The organism is Spiribacter sp. 1M189, from assembly GCF_040838345.1.
GTDB lineage: Bacteria > Pseudomonadota > Gammaproteobacteria > Nitrococcales > Nitrococcaceae > Spiribacter > Spiribacter insolitus.
On sequence record NZ_JBAKFF010000001.1, the window covers coordinates 1,296,797 to 1,316,544 of the forward strand.

At 66.2% G+C, this 19,748-nt stretch carries 19 protein-coding genes; 10 read left to right on the forward strand and 9 right to left on the reverse strand.

What is annotated here, in order from left to right:
- Positions 1-62: 62 nt before the first annotated feature.
- Positions 63-920, forward strand: coding sequence for an outer membrane protein assembly factor BamD (locus V6X30_RS06540; protein WP_367983817.1), 858 nt, complete (start codon positions 63-65; stop codon positions 918-920).
- A 45-nt stretch (positions 921-965) separates the two neighbouring features.
- Here V6X30_RS06540 and V6X30_RS06545 read toward each other — a convergent pair whose 3' ends face one another.
- Genes V6X30_RS06545 through sucC form a run of 4 tightly spaced genes read right to left on the reverse strand, consistent with a single transcriptional unit; the run spans position 966 to position 5,107 of the window.
- Entirely contained in the window at positions 966-1,304 is a 339-nt protein-coding gene (locus V6X30_RS06545; RefSeq protein WP_367967177.1) for a P-II family nitrogen regulator, read from the reverse strand.
- A gap of 35 nt (positions 1,305-1,339) precedes the next feature.
- A complete protein-coding gene (locus V6X30_RS06550; RefSeq protein ID WP_367983818.1) occupies positions 1,340-2,974 on the reverse strand; it encodes an NAD+ synthase in 1,635 nt (544 codons plus the stop codon).
- A gap of 57 nt (positions 2,975-3,031) precedes the next feature.
- Entirely contained in the window at positions 3,032-3,904 is an 873-nt protein-coding gene (sucD, locus tag V6X30_RS06555) for a succinate--CoA ligase subunit alpha (RefSeq protein WP_367983819.1), read from the reverse strand.
- 33 nt (positions 3,905-3,937) lie between these two features.
- Positions 3,938-5,107 carry an ADP-forming succinate--CoA ligase subunit beta gene (sucC, locus tag V6X30_RS06560; protein WP_367983820.1) on the reverse strand — a complete coding sequence of 390 codons (1,170 nt, stop codon included), beginning with the start codon at positions 5,105-5,107 and terminating at the stop codon, positions 3,938-3,940.
- Between the two features lie 266 nt (positions 5,108-5,373).
- On the opposite strand from sucC, the gene V6X30_RS06565 reads away from it, so the two are divergent.
- The 6 genes from V6X30_RS06565 (at position 5,374) to V6X30_RS06590 (ending at position 10,526) form a co-directional block, all read left to right on the forward strand.
- The gene (locus tag V6X30_RS06565; protein ID WP_367983821.1) at positions 5,374-5,850 is read left to right on the forward strand and encodes a pilin; all 477 of its coding nucleotides are present in this window, start codon (positions 5,374-5,376) and stop codon (positions 5,848-5,850) included.
- A gap of 387 nt (positions 5,851-6,237) precedes the next feature.
- A complete protein-coding gene (locus V6X30_RS06570; protein WP_367983822.1) occupies positions 6,238-6,912 on the forward strand; it encodes a hypothetical protein in 675 nt (224 codons plus the stop codon).
- Positions 6,913-7,088: 176 nt separating this feature from the next.
- Positions 7,089-8,105 carry a TRAP transporter substrate-binding protein gene (locus V6X30_RS06575; RefSeq protein ID WP_367983823.1) on the forward strand — a complete coding sequence of 339 codons (1,017 nt, stop codon included), beginning with the start codon at positions 7,089-7,091 and terminating at the stop codon, positions 8,103-8,105.
- A gap of 87 nt (positions 8,106-8,192) precedes the next feature.
- Positions 8,193-8,780 (forward strand): TRAP transporter small permease, encoded by a 588-nt coding sequence (locus tag V6X30_RS06580; RefSeq protein WP_367983824.1) that lies wholly within the window; start codon positions 8,193-8,195, stop codon positions 8,778-8,780.
- A 3-nt stretch (positions 8,781-8,783) separates the two neighbouring features.
- On the forward strand, positions 8,784-10,067 hold the full coding sequence (locus tag V6X30_RS06585) for a TRAP transporter large permease (protein WP_367983825.1): 1,284 nt from the start codon (positions 8,784-8,786) through the stop codon (positions 10,065-10,067).
- A 9-nt stretch (positions 10,068-10,076) separates the two neighbouring features.
- Complete coding sequence (locus V6X30_RS06590; RefSeq protein ID WP_367983826.1) at positions 10,077-10,526, forward strand: universal stress protein; 450 nt, start codon at positions 10,077-10,079, stop codon at positions 10,524-10,526.
- Here V6X30_RS06590 and ampE read toward each other — a convergent pair whose 3' ends face one another.
- Positions 10,527-11,390 carry a regulatory signaling modulator protein AmpE gene (ampE, locus tag V6X30_RS06595; protein WP_367983827.1) on the reverse strand — a complete coding sequence of 288 codons (864 nt, stop codon included), beginning with the start codon at positions 11,388-11,390 and terminating at the stop codon, positions 10,527-10,529.
- A complete protein-coding gene (ampD, locus tag V6X30_RS06600; RefSeq protein ID WP_367983828.1) occupies positions 11,387-11,974 on the reverse strand; it encodes a 1,6-anhydro-N-acetylmuramyl-L-alanine amidase AmpD in 588 nt (195 codons plus the stop codon). Before ampD ends, ampE begins: the two co-directional genes overlap by 4 nt.
- Positions 11,975-12,056: 82 nt before the next feature.
- Between ampD and V6X30_RS06605 the strand changes: the two genes are divergently transcribed.
- On the forward strand, positions 12,057-14,111 hold the full coding sequence (locus tag V6X30_RS06605) for a thioredoxin domain-containing protein (RefSeq protein WP_367983829.1): 2,055 nt from the start codon (positions 12,057-12,059) through the stop codon (positions 14,109-14,111).
- A 250-nt stretch (positions 14,112-14,361) separates the two neighbouring features.
- The gene (locus V6X30_RS06610) at positions 14,362-15,342 is read left to right on the forward strand and encodes a porin (RefSeq protein WP_367983830.1); all 981 of its coding nucleotides are present in this window, start codon (positions 14,362-14,364) and stop codon (positions 15,340-15,342) included.
- A 66-nt stretch (positions 15,343-15,408) separates the two neighbouring features.
- On the opposite strand, the gene V6X30_RS06615 is transcribed toward V6X30_RS06610, so the two are convergent.
- Positions 15,409-16,962, reverse strand: a complete 1,554-nt coding sequence (locus V6X30_RS06615; protein ID WP_367983831.1) for an FAD-binding domain-containing protein — start codon at positions 16,960-16,962, stop codon at positions 15,409-15,411.
- On the reverse strand, positions 16,959-17,153 hold the full coding sequence (locus V6X30_RS06620; RefSeq protein ID WP_367983832.1) for a DUF2256 domain-containing protein: 195 nt from the start codon (positions 17,151-17,153) through the stop codon (positions 16,959-16,961). The genes V6X30_RS06615 and V6X30_RS06620 overlap by 4 nt, the downstream gene beginning before the upstream one ends.
- Positions 17,154-17,384: 231 nt before the next feature.
- Here V6X30_RS06620 and V6X30_RS06625 point away from each other — a divergent pair, with 231 nt between their 5' ends.
- Positions 17,385-18,902: a hypothetical protein gene (locus V6X30_RS06625; protein ID WP_367983833.1), complete on the forward strand. Its 1,518-nt coding sequence runs from the start codon at positions 17,385-17,387 to the stop codon at positions 18,900-18,902.
- Here the strand turns inward: V6X30_RS06625 and V6X30_RS06630 are convergent.
- Positions 18,877-19,746, reverse strand: coding sequence for an NAD-dependent protein deacetylase (locus V6X30_RS06630; protein WP_367983834.1), 870 nt, complete (start codon positions 19,744-19,746; stop codon positions 18,877-18,879). The two genes, V6X30_RS06625 and V6X30_RS06630, sit on opposite strands and share 26 nt — an antisense overlap.
- Positions 19,747-19,748: the final 2 nt, after the last annotated feature.

Genomic DNA, 19,748 nt, shown 5'->3' on the forward strand with positions numbered 1-19,748 from the left:
GGGCGCTGCCCGTGCTTTTCTCTAGACTAGGTGTATTGCCCACATAGTCGGAAACGGGTTTCATGAAGCGCTTTGCCCTCATTCTACTGGCCATCGGCCTGCTCGGTGGCTGTGCCAGCAACAATGACTCGCCCAACGAGCTGGTCAACGCCGATGTGGCCGAGCTCTATGAAGACGCCGCCTCGGCCATGGCACGTGGCGACTGGGAGACAGCCACCCGGGACCTGGAGTCGTTGCAAGCCCAGTACCCGTTCGGCATCTACGCCACCCAGGCGCAGCTTGATATCATTTACGTCTACTACCGCGCCGGCGATGTCGCCTCCACCGTCGCCGCCGCCGAGCGCTTCCGCCGCATCAACCCGCGCCATCGGGCGGTACCCTACACCTGGTACATGCAGGGCCTGGCGCTGGAGGAGAAGAACCAGGACACCATCAAGCGCATGGTGGGCATCGATAATACCCTCCGCGATCCGGTCCCGCGTCGGCAGTCCTTCGATGCCTACGCCACGCTGGTGGAGGACTATCCCGACAGCGAATACGTCGAGCGCGCCCGAGAGCGGCTCAATGCACTGTTCGGCGAGGGTGCCCGCTTCCAGCTCAGCGTGGCGCAATTCTATGCCGACCGCGATGCCTGGGTGGCCGCCGCTGGGCGTGCCATCACGGTCATCAACGAATTCCCCGACACCCCGGCGGTGGCGCCAGCCATGGATCTGCTGGCGAATGCCTATCGCAACCTGGGTCTGAATGAGCTCGCTGATGGCGTGATCGCAGAAAAGGCGACGCTCCCCAGCCGGGGCGGCGAGGGCGTGCCGCAGATGCCTGGCATCTACGAGGGCGAGGAAATCGATGTGCCACCGGCTCCACGCCCTGACGAGGCGCCGCAGCGCGAGGCGCCGGAGCCGCCGAGCAATGTGCTGTAGCGACCGCCTGGAGATCCGGCCGAAGGCGGCCGACGCCCCGGCCGCTTAAAGCGCCTGCTCGCCGGAATCGCCGGTGCGGATGCGGATGGCCTCTTCCACCGGGCTGACGAACACCTTGCCGTCGCCGATCTTGCCGGTGTTGGCGGCACCCACCACGGCCTCGACCACGCGGTCGACAAGCTCGTCAGGCACAACCACTTCAACGCGCATCTTGGGCAGGAAGTCCACCACGTACTCCGCCCCGCGGTAGAGCTCGGTGTGGCCCTTCTGGCGGCCGAATCCCTTGACCTCGGTGACGGTCATACCGGTGATACCCACCTCGGCGATGGCCTCGCGCACGTCATCGAGCTTGAAGGGCTTGATGATGGCCTCGATCTTTTTCATGCAATCTCTCCGATAGTCAGGAGTGCGACAGTGTATCAGCCCGGCTGGCGGCCAAAGCCCGAGGTGATCGGGTAGCGACGGTCACGGCCGAATGCCTTGGTGGTGACCTTCACCCCCGGTGCCGCCTGACGACGCTTGTATTCATTGCGATGCAGCAGCCGGACCACCTGCTCGACCGTCTCCCGATCATGCCCGTGGTCGACGATCTCCTCGATGCTGGCATCCTCCTCGACATAGGCGGCGAGGATGGCATCCAGTTCGGCGTACTCGGGCAGACTGTCGGTGTCTTTCTGGTCCGGGGCGAGCTCGGCGCTGGGCGGCCGGGAGAGCACCCGCTCGGGAATGACCTCGCCGAGGCCATTGCGGTAGTGGGCCAAGCGATAGACCTCGGTCTTGAAGATGTCCTTCAATGGCGAGAAGCCGCCGACCATGTCGCCGTAGAGCGTGGCGTAGCCCACGGCCATTTCGCTCTTGTTGCCGGTGGCGAGCACCAGCCCACCCAGCTTGTTGGACACCGCCATGAGCAGCGTGCCGCGAATCCGCGACTGCAGGTTCTCCTCGGTGACATCCGCCGGCCGGTCGCCGAACACTGGGGAGAGGGCCGACTGGAACTCGTTGAACACCGACTCGATGGCCACCGTGTCGTAGCGCACGCCGAGCGCCTCGGCGATCATCCCGGCATCGGTATGGCTCATCTGCGAGGTATAGCGCGTGGGCATCATCACACAGTGCACGCGATCCGACCCGAGGGCATCAACCGCAATGGCGGCGACCAGTGCCGAGTCGATCCCGCCGGATAGCCCGATCACCACGCCGGGGAAATGATTCTTCTCGACGTAGTCCCGAACACCCCATACCAGCGCCTCGTAGACCACCGCCTCGGCGGAGAGCGACGGCTCGATGGCGCCCTCCAGCGGCGTCCAGCGTCCGTGGATGCACTCGACGTCCACTGGGTAGAGCCCGGTGTCGAAATGCGGCGCCCGCGACATGAGATCGCCGTTGCCGTCGAAGGCGCAGGAGCCGCCGTCGTAGACCACCTCGTCCTGGCCGCCGGCCATGTTGCAGTAGAGGATCGGCAGGCCAGTCTCGGCAATGCGGTCGCGCAGGACTGAGGCCCGGGCACTGCCCTTGTACTGATCAAAGGGCGAGGCATTGAGGTTGACGATGAGATCGGCACCGGCGGCGGCGGCCTGACCCACCGGCCCGGCATGCCAGGCATCCTCGCAGATGGTCACGCCCACCCGGCATCCCGCCACGTCCACCACGCAGGGCGCATCACCCGGGGTGAAATAGCGCAGATCGTCGAAAACCCCGTAGGTGGGCAGTTCATGCTTGGCGTAGTGGGCAACCACGGCGCCGTCCCGGATGACCAGGGCGGCGTTGTGCAGGTGCCCGGCCTCAAGCCGCGGTGCGCCGACGATCACCGTGATGCCGCGGGTCTGCGCGGCGATCCGGTCGAGGCCCCGTTCCACGGCCGCGATGAAATCCGGGCGCAACAGCAGGTCATCCGGCGGATAGCCGGTGAGCGTGAGCTCCGGGAAGAAGACCAGTTGCGCACCGAGGCGATCCCGCGCCTCGGTGGCCGCCGCGATCACGGCATCGGTGTTGCCCGCCACATCCCCGACGAGGAGGTTGAGCTGGGCCATTGCAAAGCGCAGGCGCTCGTTCATCCGAGCAGGATGCCTCCCCCGGTCATGGGCTGCCAACCCGTTGGCAGCGGGTGTCAATCAGCCGGTGAACGCGTCGCTGACGCGCTGGCCGATCTCCGCCGGTGAACGCACGGTGGCCACACCGGCCTTCTCCAGCGCCCCGAACTTATCCGCCGCCGTACCCTTGCCACCGCTGATGATGGCGCCGGCATGGCCCATGCGCTTGCCGGGAGGCGCCGTCACACCGGCGATGTAGGCCACCACTGGCTTACGCACATGCGCCTGGATGTACTCCGCGGCCTCTTCCTCGGCGGTACCGCCGATCTCGCCCACCATGACAATGCCCTTGGTCTGGCGATCGGCCTCGAACTGCTCGATGACGTCGATGAAGCTCATGCCCTGGATGGGATCGCCACCGATGCCCACGCAGGTGCTCTGGCCCATGCCGATGTCGGTGGTCTGCTTGACCGCCTCGTAGGTCAGGGTACCCGAGCGCGAGACGATGCCGATGGAGCCGGCTTTGTGGATATGGCCTGGCATGATGCCGATCTTGCACTCGTCCGGGGTGATGATGCCGGGGCAGTTGGGGCCGATCAGCGTGGCGTCATAGAAGTCCAGCGCGGCCTTCACCTTGAGCATGTCGAGGACCGGGATGCCCTCGGTGATGCAGGCGATGACCTTGATGCCCGCCTCGGCGGCCTCGAGGATGGCGTCGGCGGCGAAGGCCGCCGGCACGTAGATCATCGAGGCATCGGCGCCGGTGTCGTCCACCGCGTCACGCACGGTGTTGAACACGGGCCGCTCGAGATGCGTCTCGCCGCCACGACCCGGCGTGGTGCCGCCGACGATATTGGTGCCGTAGGCGATGCACTGCTCGGCGTGGAAGGTGCCCTGCTTCCCGGTGAAGCCCTGGACGATGACCTTGGTGTGCTTGTCCACCAGAATGCTCATGAGAATTCCTCGTCTGCTGTCCGGGTTGCGGGATCAGGCGCTGACCGCGCCGACCACCTTTTCTGCGCCGTCGGTGAGATCGTCGGCGGGGATGATGTCGAGGCCGCTCTCGGCGAGCAGCTTCTTGCCCTGCTCGACGTTGGTGCCCTCGAGCCGGACCACGACCGGCACGTTCACGCCCACCTCCTTGACCGCGGCGATGACGCCCTCGGCGATCATGTCGCAGCGGACGATGCCGCCGAAGATGTTGACCAGGATGCCCTGCACGTCGGGGCTCGCCGAGATGATCTTGAACGCCTCGGTGACGCGCTCCTTGTTGGTGCCGCCGCCGACGTCCAGGAAGTTGGCCGGCTCGCCGCCATGGAGCTTGATGACGTCCATGGTGGCCATGGCCAAACCGGCGCCGTTGACCATGCAGCCGATATTGCCGTCGAGGGTGATGTAGTTGAGGCCGTGCTCGGCGGCCTGCACCTCGGTCTCGTCCTCCTGGCTGATGTCGCGCATGTCGGCGATCTCGGCCTGACGGTTGACCTCGATGGCGTTGTCATCGACGTTGATCTTGGCGTCCAGCGCCAGCAGCTCGTCATTGCCGGTGACGATGAGCGGGTTGATCTCGATGAGGCTGAGGTCGCGGTCTTCGAAGCAGCGGTAGAGACCGCTCATGATCTGCGTGAGCTGCTTGATCTGCGCCGGTGTGAGACCCAGCGCGAAGCCCATCTGGCGGCACTGGTAGGGCTGTAGCCCCGCCACCGGATTGACGCGCACGGTGATGATCTTCTCGGGCTCAGTGGCGGCGACCTCCTCGATGTCCATGCCGCCGGCGGCGGAGCCCATGAAAACGACGCGCTTGCTGGCGCGGTCGACCAGGGCGCCGAGATAGATCTCGCGGGCGATGTCGAGGCCCTCCTCGATCATCACCGCGTTGATCGGCATGCCGTGCTCATCGGTCTGGTGCGTGACCAGCCGCGTGCCGAGCATCTCCTCGGTGTACTGCGTGACCTCATCAAGGCTTTTGGCGATCTTCACGCCACCGGCCTTGCCCCGGCCGCCGGCGTGCACCTGGGCCTTGACTACCCAGACCGAACCGCCGAGCTGCTCGGCCGCGGACTTCGCCTCGGCAGCGGAACGGGCCACGAAACCCTTGGGGATGGGAATGCCGTACTGGCTGAAGATGTGCTTCGCCTGGAACTCGTGAAGGTTCATGGACGCTCCGCCTCCTCGAATAAAATTGGCAGCATTCTCCACGATTCGCCGGGCCGATTCAAAAAAATGTCGCACTGCAATGTAATGGCGCCGTCCGGCCCCGGTGGGGCCGGCATCGAGACCGCCATCGAGACCGCCGTCCAACGGCGCCAGACCGCCACCGATCCAGACTGTGACCCAGCCCGCAATTCCGGGCCCCTGCCTCCGGCCCAATACAACCCGCGGGCCATCTCCTTCCGCCCGCGCATCAACACGGAGGTCCATTCATGCGGAATCGACAGAAGGGTTTCACGCTTATCGAGCTGATGATCGTAGTCGCCATCATCGGCATCCTCGCCGCCGTTGCCGTCCCCGCCTACTCGGATTACACGGTGCGGGCGAAGGTGACGGAGGCAATAACGGCCGCCGGCGCCGCCAAAACCAGCGTGGCGGATTACTTCTATGCGAACAGAGAGCTGCCTACTTCGAATACGGAGGCCGGTTTGGGCAGTGACTACTCAACAGACCTCATTAGCAAGATTTCTGTGAGGGATGGTTCGGCGACGAACGTTGCCGCGGGAACAATCATGATCGATTTCAAAGAGATTCAGGATGTTATCCCCGCTAATAGCAGTCTCGTCTTCATACCTGACACATCTGGTAACAACCTAAGCTGGACGTGCAGCGCGACAACCGGTGGTGGCGATCTCCCTGCAGAATATGCTCCCGCCAATTGCCGTCAGGCCAGTAACGACGGCACTTAAATCGCTCGCTCAGCCGTTCCGATCAGCCTGGCTATGAGCCCAACTCGCACCGGTGGCGCGATTCCGGCAGAAGGGGTCGCGCCGCCGGCGCCACCATGGAGGTGAGCGATGCTCTGGCCGAGGCGTCGCACACGATCCATCCGCACGGTAACTCCACACGATGACTCCGTACGCTAATGCCAAGAACGGTGCCGGATGACCATTTGCGTAGCCGGTGGCCTCATCGCGGCCGTGGCGATGTGTGTAAAGCGTGTGTATCGGGCATGTGCAGCCAGCCGGAGAGCCCTTCACTCATTACCCTGTCACGTGCAGCCTGCCCGACTCACGCGATCTACACGACCTGCACGACCTGCGCGACCTGCGCGCCACGGCAACATTGGCAGTGTCATGCTCGAGACGCTGATCGCGCTGCCAGTCGTTCTGGTACTCGGTCTATCCGTCGCACAGTGGGCGTTCATTCACGAGGCGCGGGCGGTGCTCGACCATGCAACCCTCATGGCCGCACGGGCCGGCGCCCTCAACAGCGCCGACATGGGGGCCATGCGCAACGCCTTCGCACGAGCGATCACGCCCATGGAACTCCCCAGACCGACCACCAGCGCCTTCGAGACCACGTTCATCCGGCAGGCCCTCCCGGACAGCCGGATCAACCTTGAGCTGCGCCTCCTCAATCCCACGCAGGAGGCGTTCAGCGACCATGCCCGCCGCGATCGGCAGGGCCGTCGCTATCTGCCTTACCGCCGTCTCGACAGGGCATCGACGCGTCGTGGCCGTCGCAGTGGTCTGAACATCCAGGATGCCACCCTGCTTCGCGTTCAGGCCCGCTTCGGTTACGAGCTCAAGGTGCCCTATGCCAATGCGTTCATCCTCCAGGCCGTCCGCGCGGCAACCCGCTGGACCAAAACGTATAGCCCCCGCGAGCGCCTGATGCTCGCCAACGGACGACTGCCCATCGTGACCACCGCCACGGTGCGCATGCAGAGCCGCGCCTACGCCGGCCGGCAATACCCGCGACGCGCCGATCTGCCCCGCATACGCGAAAAACGGCGGCAGACGCGCTGAACAAGGCGTTAATCCCTGCAGGATTCGGGCCATATCCGGGGTTTTCCCGTTTACTTGACCCCCGTCAACAGGCCGGGCTAGCGTAAAACCCGACTGTCACAATTCTGTGACGGCTGCCAATCGGCAAGTGACCGGCATTCCGCCGTCACCCGACACAGCAACAAGGAGACTTATACATGAAGTCATCCGCCATCTTTACGCGTGCCGCGGCCGGTGCGCTGGCAATGGGCCTGTCCACGGCCGCCTTCGCCGACACCTGGCGATACGCCCACGAGGAGTTCGAGGGCGACGTCCAGGACGTCTACGCCATGGCCTTCAAGGACTACATCGAGTCCAACTCCGACAACACCGTCGAGGTCTACCGCTTCGGCGAGCTGGGCGAGTCGGACGACATCATGGAGCAGGCCCAGGCCGGCATCCTCGAGTTCGTCAACCAGTCGCCGGGCTTCAGCGGCGCCTGGCTGCCTGCGGCGCAGATCTTCTTCGTCCCCTACCTGCTGCCCACCGATGAGCAGACGGTGCTGGAGTTCTTCGACGAGAGCGAGGCGATCCACGAGATCTTCCCCGAGCTCTATGCCGAGCACGGCCTCGAGCTGCTGAACATGTACCCCGAGGGTGAGATGGTCGTCACCGTCGACGAGATCGTGACCAGCCCCGAGGACTTCGATAACAAGAAGATCCGGGTCATGACCAACCCGCTGCTCTCGGAGACCTACAACGCCTTCGGTGCGACGGCCACGCCGCTGCCCTGGGGTGAGGTCTATGGCGGTCTGCAGACCGGCGTGATCGACGGTCAGGAGAACCCCATCTTCTGGATCGAGTCTGGCGGCCTCTACGAGGTCTCCCCGAACCTGATCTTCACGGGGCATGGCTGGTTCACCACCGCGTCGATGGCCAATAAGGATTTCTTCGACGGCCTGCCCGGTGATGAGCAGCAGCTCATCGTCGATGCCTCCGATCACGCCTATGACGTGACCATGGAGCACATCCAGGGTCTGGCCGATGAGTCCCTCGACAAGATCCTTGCGGCCTCCGATGAGGTGACGGTCACGCGGCTGACCGACGAGCAGATCGAGGCCTTCAAGGCCCGTGCGCCACAGGTCGAAGAGGCCTACCTCGAGATGACGGGCGAGAACGGTGAAGTGCTGCTTGAGCAGTTCAAGGCCGATCTCGAGGCGGTTCAGAGCAACTGATCAGCCGCCTGATGACCGTCGGTTCGGAGGGGGTGCGGTCCGCACCGCGGACCCGCCCCCTCTCTGTTTCCAGGGGGGCCTGTCCGGATGAGTGTTGAAGAAGACGAAGCCGCCGAGAAAGCCTATCGCTCGGACCTGCCAGGTCCCCTTGGGCTGCTCGACACCTTTCTGGCCCGCCTCGAGGCGGTCATCCTGGCTCTGGGTGTCCTGCTCATGGCCACCAACACCATCGCCAACGTGGTCGGGCGCTTCGCGCTGGGTCAAAGCATCTTCTTCTCCGGCGAGATCAACCGCATCCTGATCATCATGATCACCTTCGCGGGCATCGGTTATGCCGCCCGGCACGGCCGCCACATCCGCATGTCGGCGATTTACGACGCGTTCCCGGTGTATGGACGCAAGGTCCTGATGATCGTGATCGCCCTGTTCACCTCGGCGACCATGTTCTTCCTGCTCTACTTCTCGGTCTGGTACATCATCGATGTCCGCGAGAGTGGACGCGTCCTGCCGGCCCTGGGCTTCCCGATCTGGACGATCTACGTCTGGGTGCCGCTGGGTTTCGGGATCACCGGCATTCAGTACCTCCTCACCGCCATCAAGAACCTGCGCGAGAAGGACGTTTATCTGTCCACCGCCATGGTCGATGGCTACAGCGATACCGAGACCGAGGTGTAGGCGATGAGCATCATCATGTTCAGCGCGATGGTCATCCTGCTGCTCCTCGGCTTCCCGATGATGGTGCCGCTGATCACCGGCGCCGTGATCGGTTTTACGATGATGTTCGGCGGCTTCGGCCAGATGGAAACGCTCATCCAGCAGGTGCTGGCGGGCATCCGACCGGCCTCGCTGATCGCCGTACCCATGTTCATCCTCGCCGCGGACATCATGACCCGCGGCCACTCCGCCGAGCGGCTCATCAACATGGTCATGAGCTTCATCGGCCACATTAAAGGCGGCCTGGCGGTGAGTACCGCCGCCTCCTGCACGCTGTTCGGCGCGGTCTCGGGTTCCACCCAGGCCACGGTGGTCGCCATCGGCTCGCCGCTCCGCCCGCGCATGCTCAAGGCCGGCTATAAGGATCCCTTCACGCTGGCACTGATCATCAACTCCAGCGACATCGCCTTTCTGATCCCGCCGAGCATCGGCATGATCGTCTATGGCGTGATCTCGGAGACATCGATCGGCGAGCTTTTCATCGCCGGCATCGGCCCCGGCCTCATGATCCTCGCCATGTTCTCGGTCTACTGCATGATCTATGCGCGGGTCATGGACGTCCCCACCGAAGAGAAGGCGAGCTGGGGTGAACGCCTCTCGGCGGTGCGCCAGGCGCTCTGGCCGCTCGGCTTCCCGCTGATCATCGTCGGCGGCATCTATGGCGGCGTCTTCAGCCCCACCGAGGCGGCGGCGGTCTGCGTGCTGTACGCACTGATCCTCGAGTTCGTGGTGTTCCGTTCACTCAAGGCGAGCGAGATCTGGTCCATCGCCAAGTCAACGGGGCTGATCACCGCGGTGGTATTCATCCTGGTCGGGGCCGGCAACGGCTTCTCCTGGATCATCTCCTTCGCCCAGATCCCGGATGCCGTACTCAGTGCGGTGGGGATCAACGAGGCGGGACCGGTGGGCGTGCTCATCGCCATCTGTGTGGCGTTCTTCATCGCCTGCATGTTCGTTGACCCGATCGTTGTCATCCTCGTGCTCACGCCCATTTTCATGCCGGCGGTGGAAGCCACGGGCCTTGATCCGGTGCTGGTGGGGATACTCATCACCCTGCAGGTGGCCATCGGCTCGGCGACGCCGCCGTTCGGCTGCGACATCTTCACGGCCATTGCCATTTTCAAGCGGCCCTACATGGAGGTGATCCGCGGGACACCGCCGTTCGTGCTCATGCTGGTGGCAGCGGCGGCCCTGCTGATCATGTTCCCGCAGATCGCCCTGGGGCTGCGCGATCTGATGTTCAACTAGGGGCGGCGAATGGCGGTATTCAATCGAATCCTGGTTCCCGTGGATGGCTCCAGTGGCGCAATTAAAGCGCTCGAGAAGGCCATCGGGCTGCAGCGGCTCACCGACGCCGAGATCCTTGTGATCTGTGTGTTCAAACACCACAGCCTGCGTGAAGCATCACTCTCCATGGTCCGGCCCGGGCGGCTGGACCTGCCCGATGACGCACTCAAGGAGTACGCCACCGACATCGCCATGTCAGCCAAGCAGTACATCATCGATCACGATGTACCCAAGGAGCGCCTGAGAGCCTTCGTCAAAGGCGGGCGGCCGGCGAGCACCATCGTGCAGTTCGCCCGCCAGCGCGAGTGCGACTTGATCGTGATTGGTGCCCAGGGCACCACGGACGAGGCGAGCGTGCTGCTCGGCAGCGTCGCCCATCGCGTGGCCGGCGCGGCTCACTGTCCGGTGCTGGTGGTCTGATCAGCCGATGGCGAGGAGCACGCCGGCGGCGACCAGCGCCAGCCACACATAGAGGGTGCGCCGCAACAGCGCATGTCCATCCGCCACGGCATCGGCGGTGAGATCCCTCGGCGCCCCGGCCCGCGGAATACCGAGCGCGGCCAGCCCGGTCTCGGCCAGCCGGCGCGGCGCTTGCTCGCCGGCGGTCTGCTCCCAGACGCCCCAGGCACCGCCAAAATGCCCGGCAAGGGCAAGCGCCAGGGCCATCAGCCGATCCGGCAGCCAGTCGAGCAACGCCACCAGCGCACCGGCGCGAGCGCAATAGCCTGGGCCGGCATTGTCATGACAGTCGCCAAATCCTCGTGCCAGCACCGCCAGACGATAGCCGAATGCTCCCAACGGACCGAGGAGCACGAACCAGAAGATCGGTGCGAAGAGCCGGGTCCGTGCCCGAAGCACCAGATGCCCGGCGGCGGCCTCGGGCATGTCCTCGAAGGGCATCTCACCGGCCTGCCCACCGGATAGATCATTCAGCGCCGCCGCGGCGGCCGCCTCGTCGCCACGGCGCCAGGCGGACGTGAAGGCCGCCACCTCGGTCTCCAGCGTCTCGCCTCCACCAAAGGCAAAGCACAGCGCAGCGATGCCGAGCACCAGGCCCGGCAGGCCGAACAAGGCATCCCCCAGCGACCACTGCAGCAGTGCCACCGGGGCGAGCAGCGGCACGAGGAGCAGCGCCAGTCCACCGGCATGATTCCAGCCACGCAGCGGCATCAGCCGAGCCTGCAGCCAGGCCGCATAGCGATAGAATCCCCGGGCGCTACGCCAGCCACCCGGTGACAGGTGGCTGTTGATGAGGAGCGCGACGATGAGCGCGATCAGTTTCACGTCGCCAGCACCCGGCGCTGGGTGATGGGTCGGGTAATGCCGAGGTTGCGCTGCAGCCGCCCCCAGTCGAAATCCGGGCCGGGGTCGCTCTTGCGCCCCGGAGCGATATGGCAGTGCCCTACCACGCGATCGGAACCGATCCGGGGATAGACCTCACGAAGCAATCGAATGACCGACTCCAGCCGCTCGTACTGGATATCCCGAAAGCCGGATGCATCGGTCCCCTCCAGCTCGATGCCAATGGAGAAGTCGTTGCATTCGTGGCGGCCCTGGAACACCGACTCGCCGGCATGCCAGGCACGCTCGTCAAAGGAGACGAATTGGGTCAGATGCCCATCCCGGGCAATCAGTAGATGCGCGGATACCTGCAGGCCTGCCAACGCCGCGAAGCGCGGATCATCGCGGGTATCGAGCTGATTGGTGAAGAGCTTGCCGATATAGCCACCGCCGAACTGTCCGGCCGGCAGGCTGATGCCATGCACCACGATCAGCTCGGGCTCACTGCGCTTCGGTCGCGGGCTGCGATTGGGTGACTCCATGAAAGAAACGCCGGCGATCAACCCGGTTGACGCATCGACCTGCATCCAACTCCCCTTCCTCGGTAAGACCCGCCTGACCAGCGGATGATAGCATCCTGCGTTGAACAGGCATCTGCGGGATCGAACCATGCCCCCACCGGCCACCAACACCAATCGCCTCGGCGGCGCCACCAGCCCCTATCTGCGCCAGCACGCCGATAACCCAGTGCACTGGCAGCCCTGGGATGAGGCCGCCCTTGCCGCCGCCCGCGAGCGCGATTGCCCGATTCTGCTGTCCATCGGCTACTCGGCCTGTCACTGGTGCCATGTCATGGCCCATGACTGCTTCGAGCATCCCGCCATCGCCGAGCAGATGAACCGCGATTTCGTCAACATCAAGGTAGACCGCGAGGAACGCCCGGATCTCGACCGCATCTACCAGACCGCCCATCAACTGCTGGTGGGACGCGGCGGTGGCTGGCCCCTGACCGTCTTCCTCACCCCCGAACAGGTGCCCTTCTTCGCCGGGACCTACTTCCCGGCCGAGCCCCGCGAGGGGATGCCCGGCTTCGGCGATGTCATGGACCGCATCATTCGGGTCTGGCAGGACCATCGCGACGAGATCACCGAGCAGAATGCCGATCTGCAGCGGGTCATGGACCGGTTGAGTGCGGGCACCGCCGGCGCCGGGCTGCCCGGTAGCGATGCGCTGGAGGCCGCCCGCGTGCAGCTCGGCGAGCGTTTCGATCCGGCCCACGGCGGCTTCGGTGATGCGCCCAAGTTCCCTCAGCCGGTGGCACTGGAGCGGTTGCTGCGCCATTACGCCCGCAGTCAGCAGCGCGGCGAGGCCGACCGCGGCGCGCTGCACATGGCCTGCCACACCCTGCGGCGCATGGCGCTCGGCGGGATTTATGACCAGGTGGGTGGCGGCTTTGCGCGCTACTCGGTGGATGGCGAGTGGATGATCCCACACTTTGAGAAGATGCTCTCGGACAATGCCCTGCTCATCGGCGCCGCCACCGACGCCTACCGTGCCACCGGCGACCGGTTTTTCCGCCGTATCGCCCGCGAGACCGCCGAATGGGCCCTGCGCGAGATGCAACTGCCAGAGGGTGGCTTCGCCACCTCGCTGGATGCCGACACCAGCGCCGGCGAGGGAGCGTTCTACCTGTGGACCCCCGAGGAGATCCGCGCCGTCGTCGATGCCGAGGAGGCCGAGCTGGTCATCCGCCGCCTGGGCCTGGACGAGAAGCCCAATTTCGAGGGGCGCTGGCACCCCCAGGTGCACATGGCGTTCTCGGAGCTTGCCAAGGCCCTCAAGACCCCACGGGAGACACTCGTCGAGCGCTGGAAATCCGCCCAGCAGAAACTCCGCGCCGCCCGCGACCAACGCGAGCGCCCCGGCCGCGACGACAAGGCGCTGACCGCCTGGAATGCCCTGATGATCCGCGGCCTCGCCCGGGCCGGCCGTTTCCTCGATCTACCCGAACTCATCGACAGCGCCGAGCAGGCGGAGCAGTTCGTGCGCGAGCATCTCTGGCGGGACGGTCGGTTGCTGGCGAGCTGGCGTGACGGACATGCCGATCTCCCGGGCTATCTCGATGATCATGCCTTCATGCTCGCCGCGCTCATCGAGCTGCAGCAGGCGCGCTGGTCCGCCGGCCGGGCCGACTGGGCCATGGCGTTGGGGGACGTCCTGCTCGAGCAGTTCGAAGACCCCGAGGCCGGCGGCTTTTATTTCACCGCCGCCGATCATGAGCGACTCATCCAGCGCCCCCGGGCCTGGACTGATGACGCGCTGCCGGCGGGCAACGGCGTCGCCGCCCTCGCCCTCAACCGGCTCGGCCACTGGGTCGGGGACCAGCGCTATACGCAAGTCGCGGAACGGGCGGTGGCCGGCGCCGCCGACGGCATCGACAAGGCGCCCGCCGCCCATTGCGCGGTGCTCGACGCCCTCGATGAACTGCTGGCGCCGCCGGAGCTGGTGATCATCCGAGACGAGGGCGCCGGCGCCGAGACTCTCCGCGAGGTGGCCGAAACCGGCTACCACCCCCAGCGGCTGGTCTTCATGCCGGGGGCCGGCGAGTCGGCGGCGGCCGCTCCGGCGGATGGCCATGGCGCCTGGGTCTGTCGCGGACATGCCTGTCTGCCGGTGGCACGAACCCCCGCCGAACTCGGCGATCGGCTCGCCGAGCGCGATTGATGCGCCACCAGGCCCGTCCCGCACGGGCCTGACACGCCCCCACTGTCTCGCTTCCGCCACACAGGGCCGGCGGCCCGTTGCCATTCCGCAACGGATGTCGTGCGGAAGACTGAAAAATGTCATACGACTGTCATCGAAACCTCATCGACTCGTCACATCTTCCGGGCATTGTCACGAGCAGTCGCGAACGCGGCCAACGCGGCCGGGTGTCGCGCCAACGCAACGACACTGTCAAATGAGGAATCACGTGATGAAGCACGCATCCAAGCTGGCCTTTCTCGCCGCTGCAGGCATGGCCACCGCCGGCGCCCAGGCCGCCGATTTCGAAATCGCCGAGGGCACGACACTCACCCTCGGTGGCGAGGTGGTGCTGAACTACCTCTATGAGAAGTACGACAACGGCGACAATGACACCAAATTCGTCGACGATGGCTCCCTGGTGATCCTGGGCGGTAGCCATGACCTCGGGAACGGCATCACGGCCTACGTCGAGACCGAGTTCGAGTACAACGCGCTGGGTAACAACGATGACGTCAAGCGCGACGCCAGCATCCTCGGCTTCACCGGCGAGTTTGGCGAATTTGCGGTGGGCGCCAGCGACAACGTGTTCGAGGATCTGATCTCCGACGCGGTGGATCCGTTCGAGAACGCCACCCTCGACCAGGTCAGCCTGACCGACGAAGACAGCATGGTCACCTACTACAGCCCCGATATGGACGGATTCTCCTTCCGCCTGCAGGGCCGTCACAATAATCGTGGCAAGGGCGAGAGCGCGGAGATCAGCCTAATCGGCGCCGCCGAGTACGACTTTGGGCCGGTTGCCGTGGCGGCCGCATACGACAGTCGCGGCTCGGTCAACTCCGGTGACAACGAGTTCAAGTCGCAGGATCATGTCGTCGGTCTGGCGATCACCGGCCAGCTTACCGAGCGTCTGGAGGCCAGCGCCCGGTTCGCCCAGGAGAATGACCAGGCCGGTAACGACAAGGACTTCACCGCCATCGCCATGGTCTACAACTACGGCGGCGGTGATCTCTACGGTGCCGCCCAGAACTATGACCCGAGCGGCGGTGACAGCAGCACTCAGGTAGCGGCGGGCATCAATTACGACATCGCCGACAGCCTGATGATCTTTGCCGAGTACGGTGATCTGGATCGCAAGCTCACCGATGGTGATATCGTGGACGCTGACACTAATAAGCTCGGCGTCGCGGGTCTGGTCTACGAGTTCTAATCCAACTCGACGTCAGTTCCGACTCGAACCGTCCGCCGGCAGAGACCGGCGGGCGGTTTTTCTTTTTCAGAGGTCCAGCTCACCCTGACCCGGTGTCTGCCGGCGCTTGCGCCGCGGCCGCTCGGGACTTGGCGTGCGGCTGGCGTGTTTGTGGCGTACCCGATCGGACTCGCGCCGCAGATCGCGACTGGCGCGATGGGCCTTGATCCGCTCGCGGGCCTCGCGGGCAGCCTGCTCGTGATCCACCACCGGCTCGGGATAATCGCGGCCGAGTCGGACCCCGTAGCGCTGCTGAAGCCCGGCGGGCATGCGCCAGGGCTCGTGAATCCACTCCGCCGGCACCGCGGCGAGCGCCGGAATCCAGTGACGGATGTAGTCGCCGGCGGGATCCTGATCGCGGGACTGTTTGACCGGATTGTAGATCCGCAGGGTGTTGATGCCGGTGGTGCCGGACTGCATCTGGAACTGGCAGTAATGGATACCCGGCTCGTAGTCGGTGAACAGCCGGGCGAGCGCCCGCGCCGGCTCGCGCCAGTGCAGCCACAGGTGATAACTCGACACCGCCACCAACATCGCGCGCATGCGAAAGTTGATCCACCCCTCGGCGCGAAGCTGGCGCATGCAGGCATCGACGAAGGGCAATCCCGTGCGCCCCTCGATCCAGGGAGCGAGCCGGGCCGGGTCGGTGTTCGTCTCATCCCGCAGCCCGTCATAGCCGCGATGCATGTTGCGGTACTCGATCGCGGGCTCGTCCTCGAGCTTCTGGATGAAGTGACAGTGCCAGTGCAGGCGCGACTCGAACGACTTCAGTGACTGCGCCCAGCGCGAGCGGGGAGCCGCGGCGCGGACCTCGGCCCAGCGACGCCGGTGGGTCTGCACGATCTCGCGCAGCGAGAGCGTGCCGTAGGCGATATGCGGGGACAGTCGCGAGCACACCCGCCACGCCGAGACCGGGCTCGCCATGCCCTGGCGGTAGGTCTCGGCGCGCTCGGCGAGAAAGCTCGCCAGCAGATCCTCGCCGGCGGCACGACCGCCGGTCTGCCGCCCGGGACAGGGCGTGCGCCCGACCCCGCGTTCGGCGGGCAGGGCCTGCGGGTCGAGGGCGTGGGCGCGGATCGCTGCACCGGGCTCAACCGCCTGGGCCTGCGCGGGCCGTGCCACGGGGGAGGCCTTCATGCGCCGCTCCCAGTGCCCGGCCCATTCATCGCGACTGGCGAGGGGACGCACCACGCCGAACTGCGGCGTCTGCTCAAAGGCGACACCGGCGCATCGGCACCAGGCCGCGACGGCCCGGTCACGGCGGTAGGTCCAGCCGTTGCCGGTCTCCTCGTGAGCATGGATGGCAGAGAAACCGATCCCGGCATGCAGCCACTCGAAGACCGCGGGTAGTTCGGCCTCGAACACCCAGAGCCGCAGGCCGAGCGCCTGCAGGGCCGCATCGAGTTCGCGCAGGCTGTCGCGGATGAATGCCCAGTGGCGGAATGCCGTATCCGGCTCCGCCCAGTAGCCGGGCTCGATGACATACACCGGCAGCACCGGGCCCGCCGCCACCGCCCGGGCGAGCGGGGCATGATCGGCGACGCGCAGGTCGCGCTTGAACCAGACGAGCTGCGGGCTCATCGCCGGCGTTTCCGCCCACTGGGCACGGCCCGCGGTGTCTCGGCCGCGCCCTCGGTTTCGGCCAGCCGGCGGTTGCGGCGACAGCGCTCCGAGCAGTAGCGCACGTTCTCCCAGTCCTTCGCCCACTTGCGCCGCCAGTTGAACTCGCGGCCGCAGACCGGACAGGTCTTGCTGGGCAGCTCGCCGGGCATGGCCGAGCTAACCCTCGCGGGCGGCACTGGCCGCATCGATCCGCGCGGCCAGTGCCGCGAGCCCCTGGCGCAGGGGCGCCTGCCAGTCATCGGCAAAGCCGGGATCATAGCGCGCTGTGTCCATCGGACCTCCGATTGTTGCATCCACCGTCATGCCAACGGGGCATTGGGAACGTTCCATCACCCGGTTAGTATGCCGCCTTGACCCCGGTTTCGGAGACCCCGCCACCCATGGCCCAGCGCCGCTATACCCTCACCCATGATCGACCCGGGCCCGAGGACCGATTCTTCGTCGAGGCCCTCGATCCGGCCCAGTGGGCGCCGGCGGCGGGCGGCGACTGGCACACCCGCTGGCAGGTGGGCATGCCCCGCCCGGAGACCTTCGCCCGGGTCATCGGCGGGCGCAGCATCAATCACATTCCCGGCAACCATTGCCTGACCGTGAAATCCGCTCTGGCGGACACCCTCGCCGGCCTCACCGGGCGGCTTGCCGCCATTCATGGCGAGGACAGCCCGATCGTCCGGCGCAGCCGATTCACCCCGCAGACCTTCTGCATGCCCGATGATCACGCCCGCCTGCTCGCCAAGGCCGCCGCCCATCCGAGGCGGCTCTGGCTGCAGAAACCCGCCAACGGTGCCCGCGGCGAGGGCATCCGGGTGCTCCGCGACCCTGCGGAGGCCCCGACCGGCGAGGACTGGGTGGTCCAGCACTACCTCGATGACCCGCATCTGATCGACGGGCGCAAATACGTCCTGCGGCTTTATGTCCTCATCAGCAGCACCGAGCCCCTGCGGGTCTACCTCTACCGGGAGGGCTTTGCCAAGCTCGCCTCGCATGCCTACACGCTGGATGACCTCGCCGACCCCTTCGTCCACCAGACCAATCCGGACATCAATGCCGGCAATACCGGCATGGCCGAACCGGTGGTCTTCATCGAGCTGGCCCGCTATCGCGAGCGCCTGCGGGCCGAGGGCCGTGACCCGGAGGCCTTGTTCCGCCGTCTGCGCGAACTCATCACCATCACCGTCATCGCCGCCCGCGAGACCCTGCGCAGTGCCACGCTCGCCACCGGTGCCGACCCGCAGGGCTGCTACGAGTTCCTCGGCCTGGACTGTCTGGTGGATGCCGACATGAATCCCTGGCTGCTCGAGTGCAACCTGAACCCGTCGCTGGGCGTTTACGCCGGGGCGGGCGGCGGCGGCGATGCCGAGGGTCGCATCAAGCGGGCCATGGTCCATGACCTGGTCTCGCTGCTGGGACTGAACGCCCCCGACCGACCCCGGGCCGATGCGCGCGCCGAAGCGGGCCCGCTCGCCGCCGCGGCAGATGCCGAGCTGGCGGCGGCCGGCGACTTTGAGCGGATCTTCCCTGACGCCGACGCCGCGCGCTATTGGCCGTATTTCCCGGCGCCGCGGCCGGCGGATCTGCGCCTCGCCGGGGCGCTTGCCGACACGGCCATCAAGCCACCGCCACTGCGGCCCTGGCAGGTCGAGGAGGTGTTCGGTGATGACGGGCTGCGGCTTTTCGCCACCGAAACCGGGCAGTGGCTTGCGCCCAATCCTACCGCGGCACTGATCTGGCTGCATGTCGCCGACGGCCTCGACCCCCTTGGCATCGCCGCTGAGCTCGCCGCGCTGCCCGGCGCCGGAAACCGCGCAGCGATCGAATGGGATGTGCTCACTACGCTCGCCGACTGGGCGCGCGACGGACTGCTACGACAGGTCAGCGCCTGGCGAGTGCGTCGGTGATCGCCATCAGTCCCTCCGCGCAGTCCGCGGTCAGCCGCCCGCTCGCCTCGGCATCTCCCCGGGTGATGCCCAGACTGAGCAGATAGACGGGCTTACCAGCGGCGGCCGCGGCACGGACAAACCGGTAGCCCGACCAGACCATCAGCGACGAACCCACCACCCAGAGCGCCGGCGCCGCCGCCAGTGCCGCGAAGGCGCGCTCGACCCGGGCTTTCGGGACCGTCTCGCCAAAGAAGGTGACCGCCGGCTTGAGCAGGCCGCCACAGGCCTCGCAGGCCGGCACCACGAAACGGCCATAGTCGACATCACCGAGTTCGACATCGCCGTCCGGTGCCGTCTCGCGCTGCTGTGCGGCCTCGGCCCAGCCGGGGTTGGCCGCCTCGAGCTGATCCTGGTGGCGGGCGCGTGGAATCACCCGGCCGCAGTCCAGACACTCGACCCGATCGAGCCGGCCATGCAGATCGAGCACCGCCGGGCTGCCGGCGGCCTGATGCAGACCGTCGACGTTCTGGGTAATGAGCGGGCCGACAATGCCCTGGCGGGCCAGCCGGGCCAGGGCACCATGGGCGTCGTTGGGCCGCGCCCGCTCCACGGTGCGCCAGCCCACCAGGCTGCGGGCCCAGTAGCGCTGGCGGCCATAGTGACTGCCGGTGAACTCGGCAAGCTGCATGGGTGAGCCGCGCTTCCAGCTCCCGGCATGGTCGCGGTAATCGGGAATGCCGGATGCCGTGGAGACGCCGGCACCGGTGATCACCATTGCCGGGGCCCGGCACGCCAGGGCGTCCGCCAGTTCGGCGGCGGACAGCTCAATGGCCGGTTCGGGCAGAGGCCGGGCACTCGCCACTG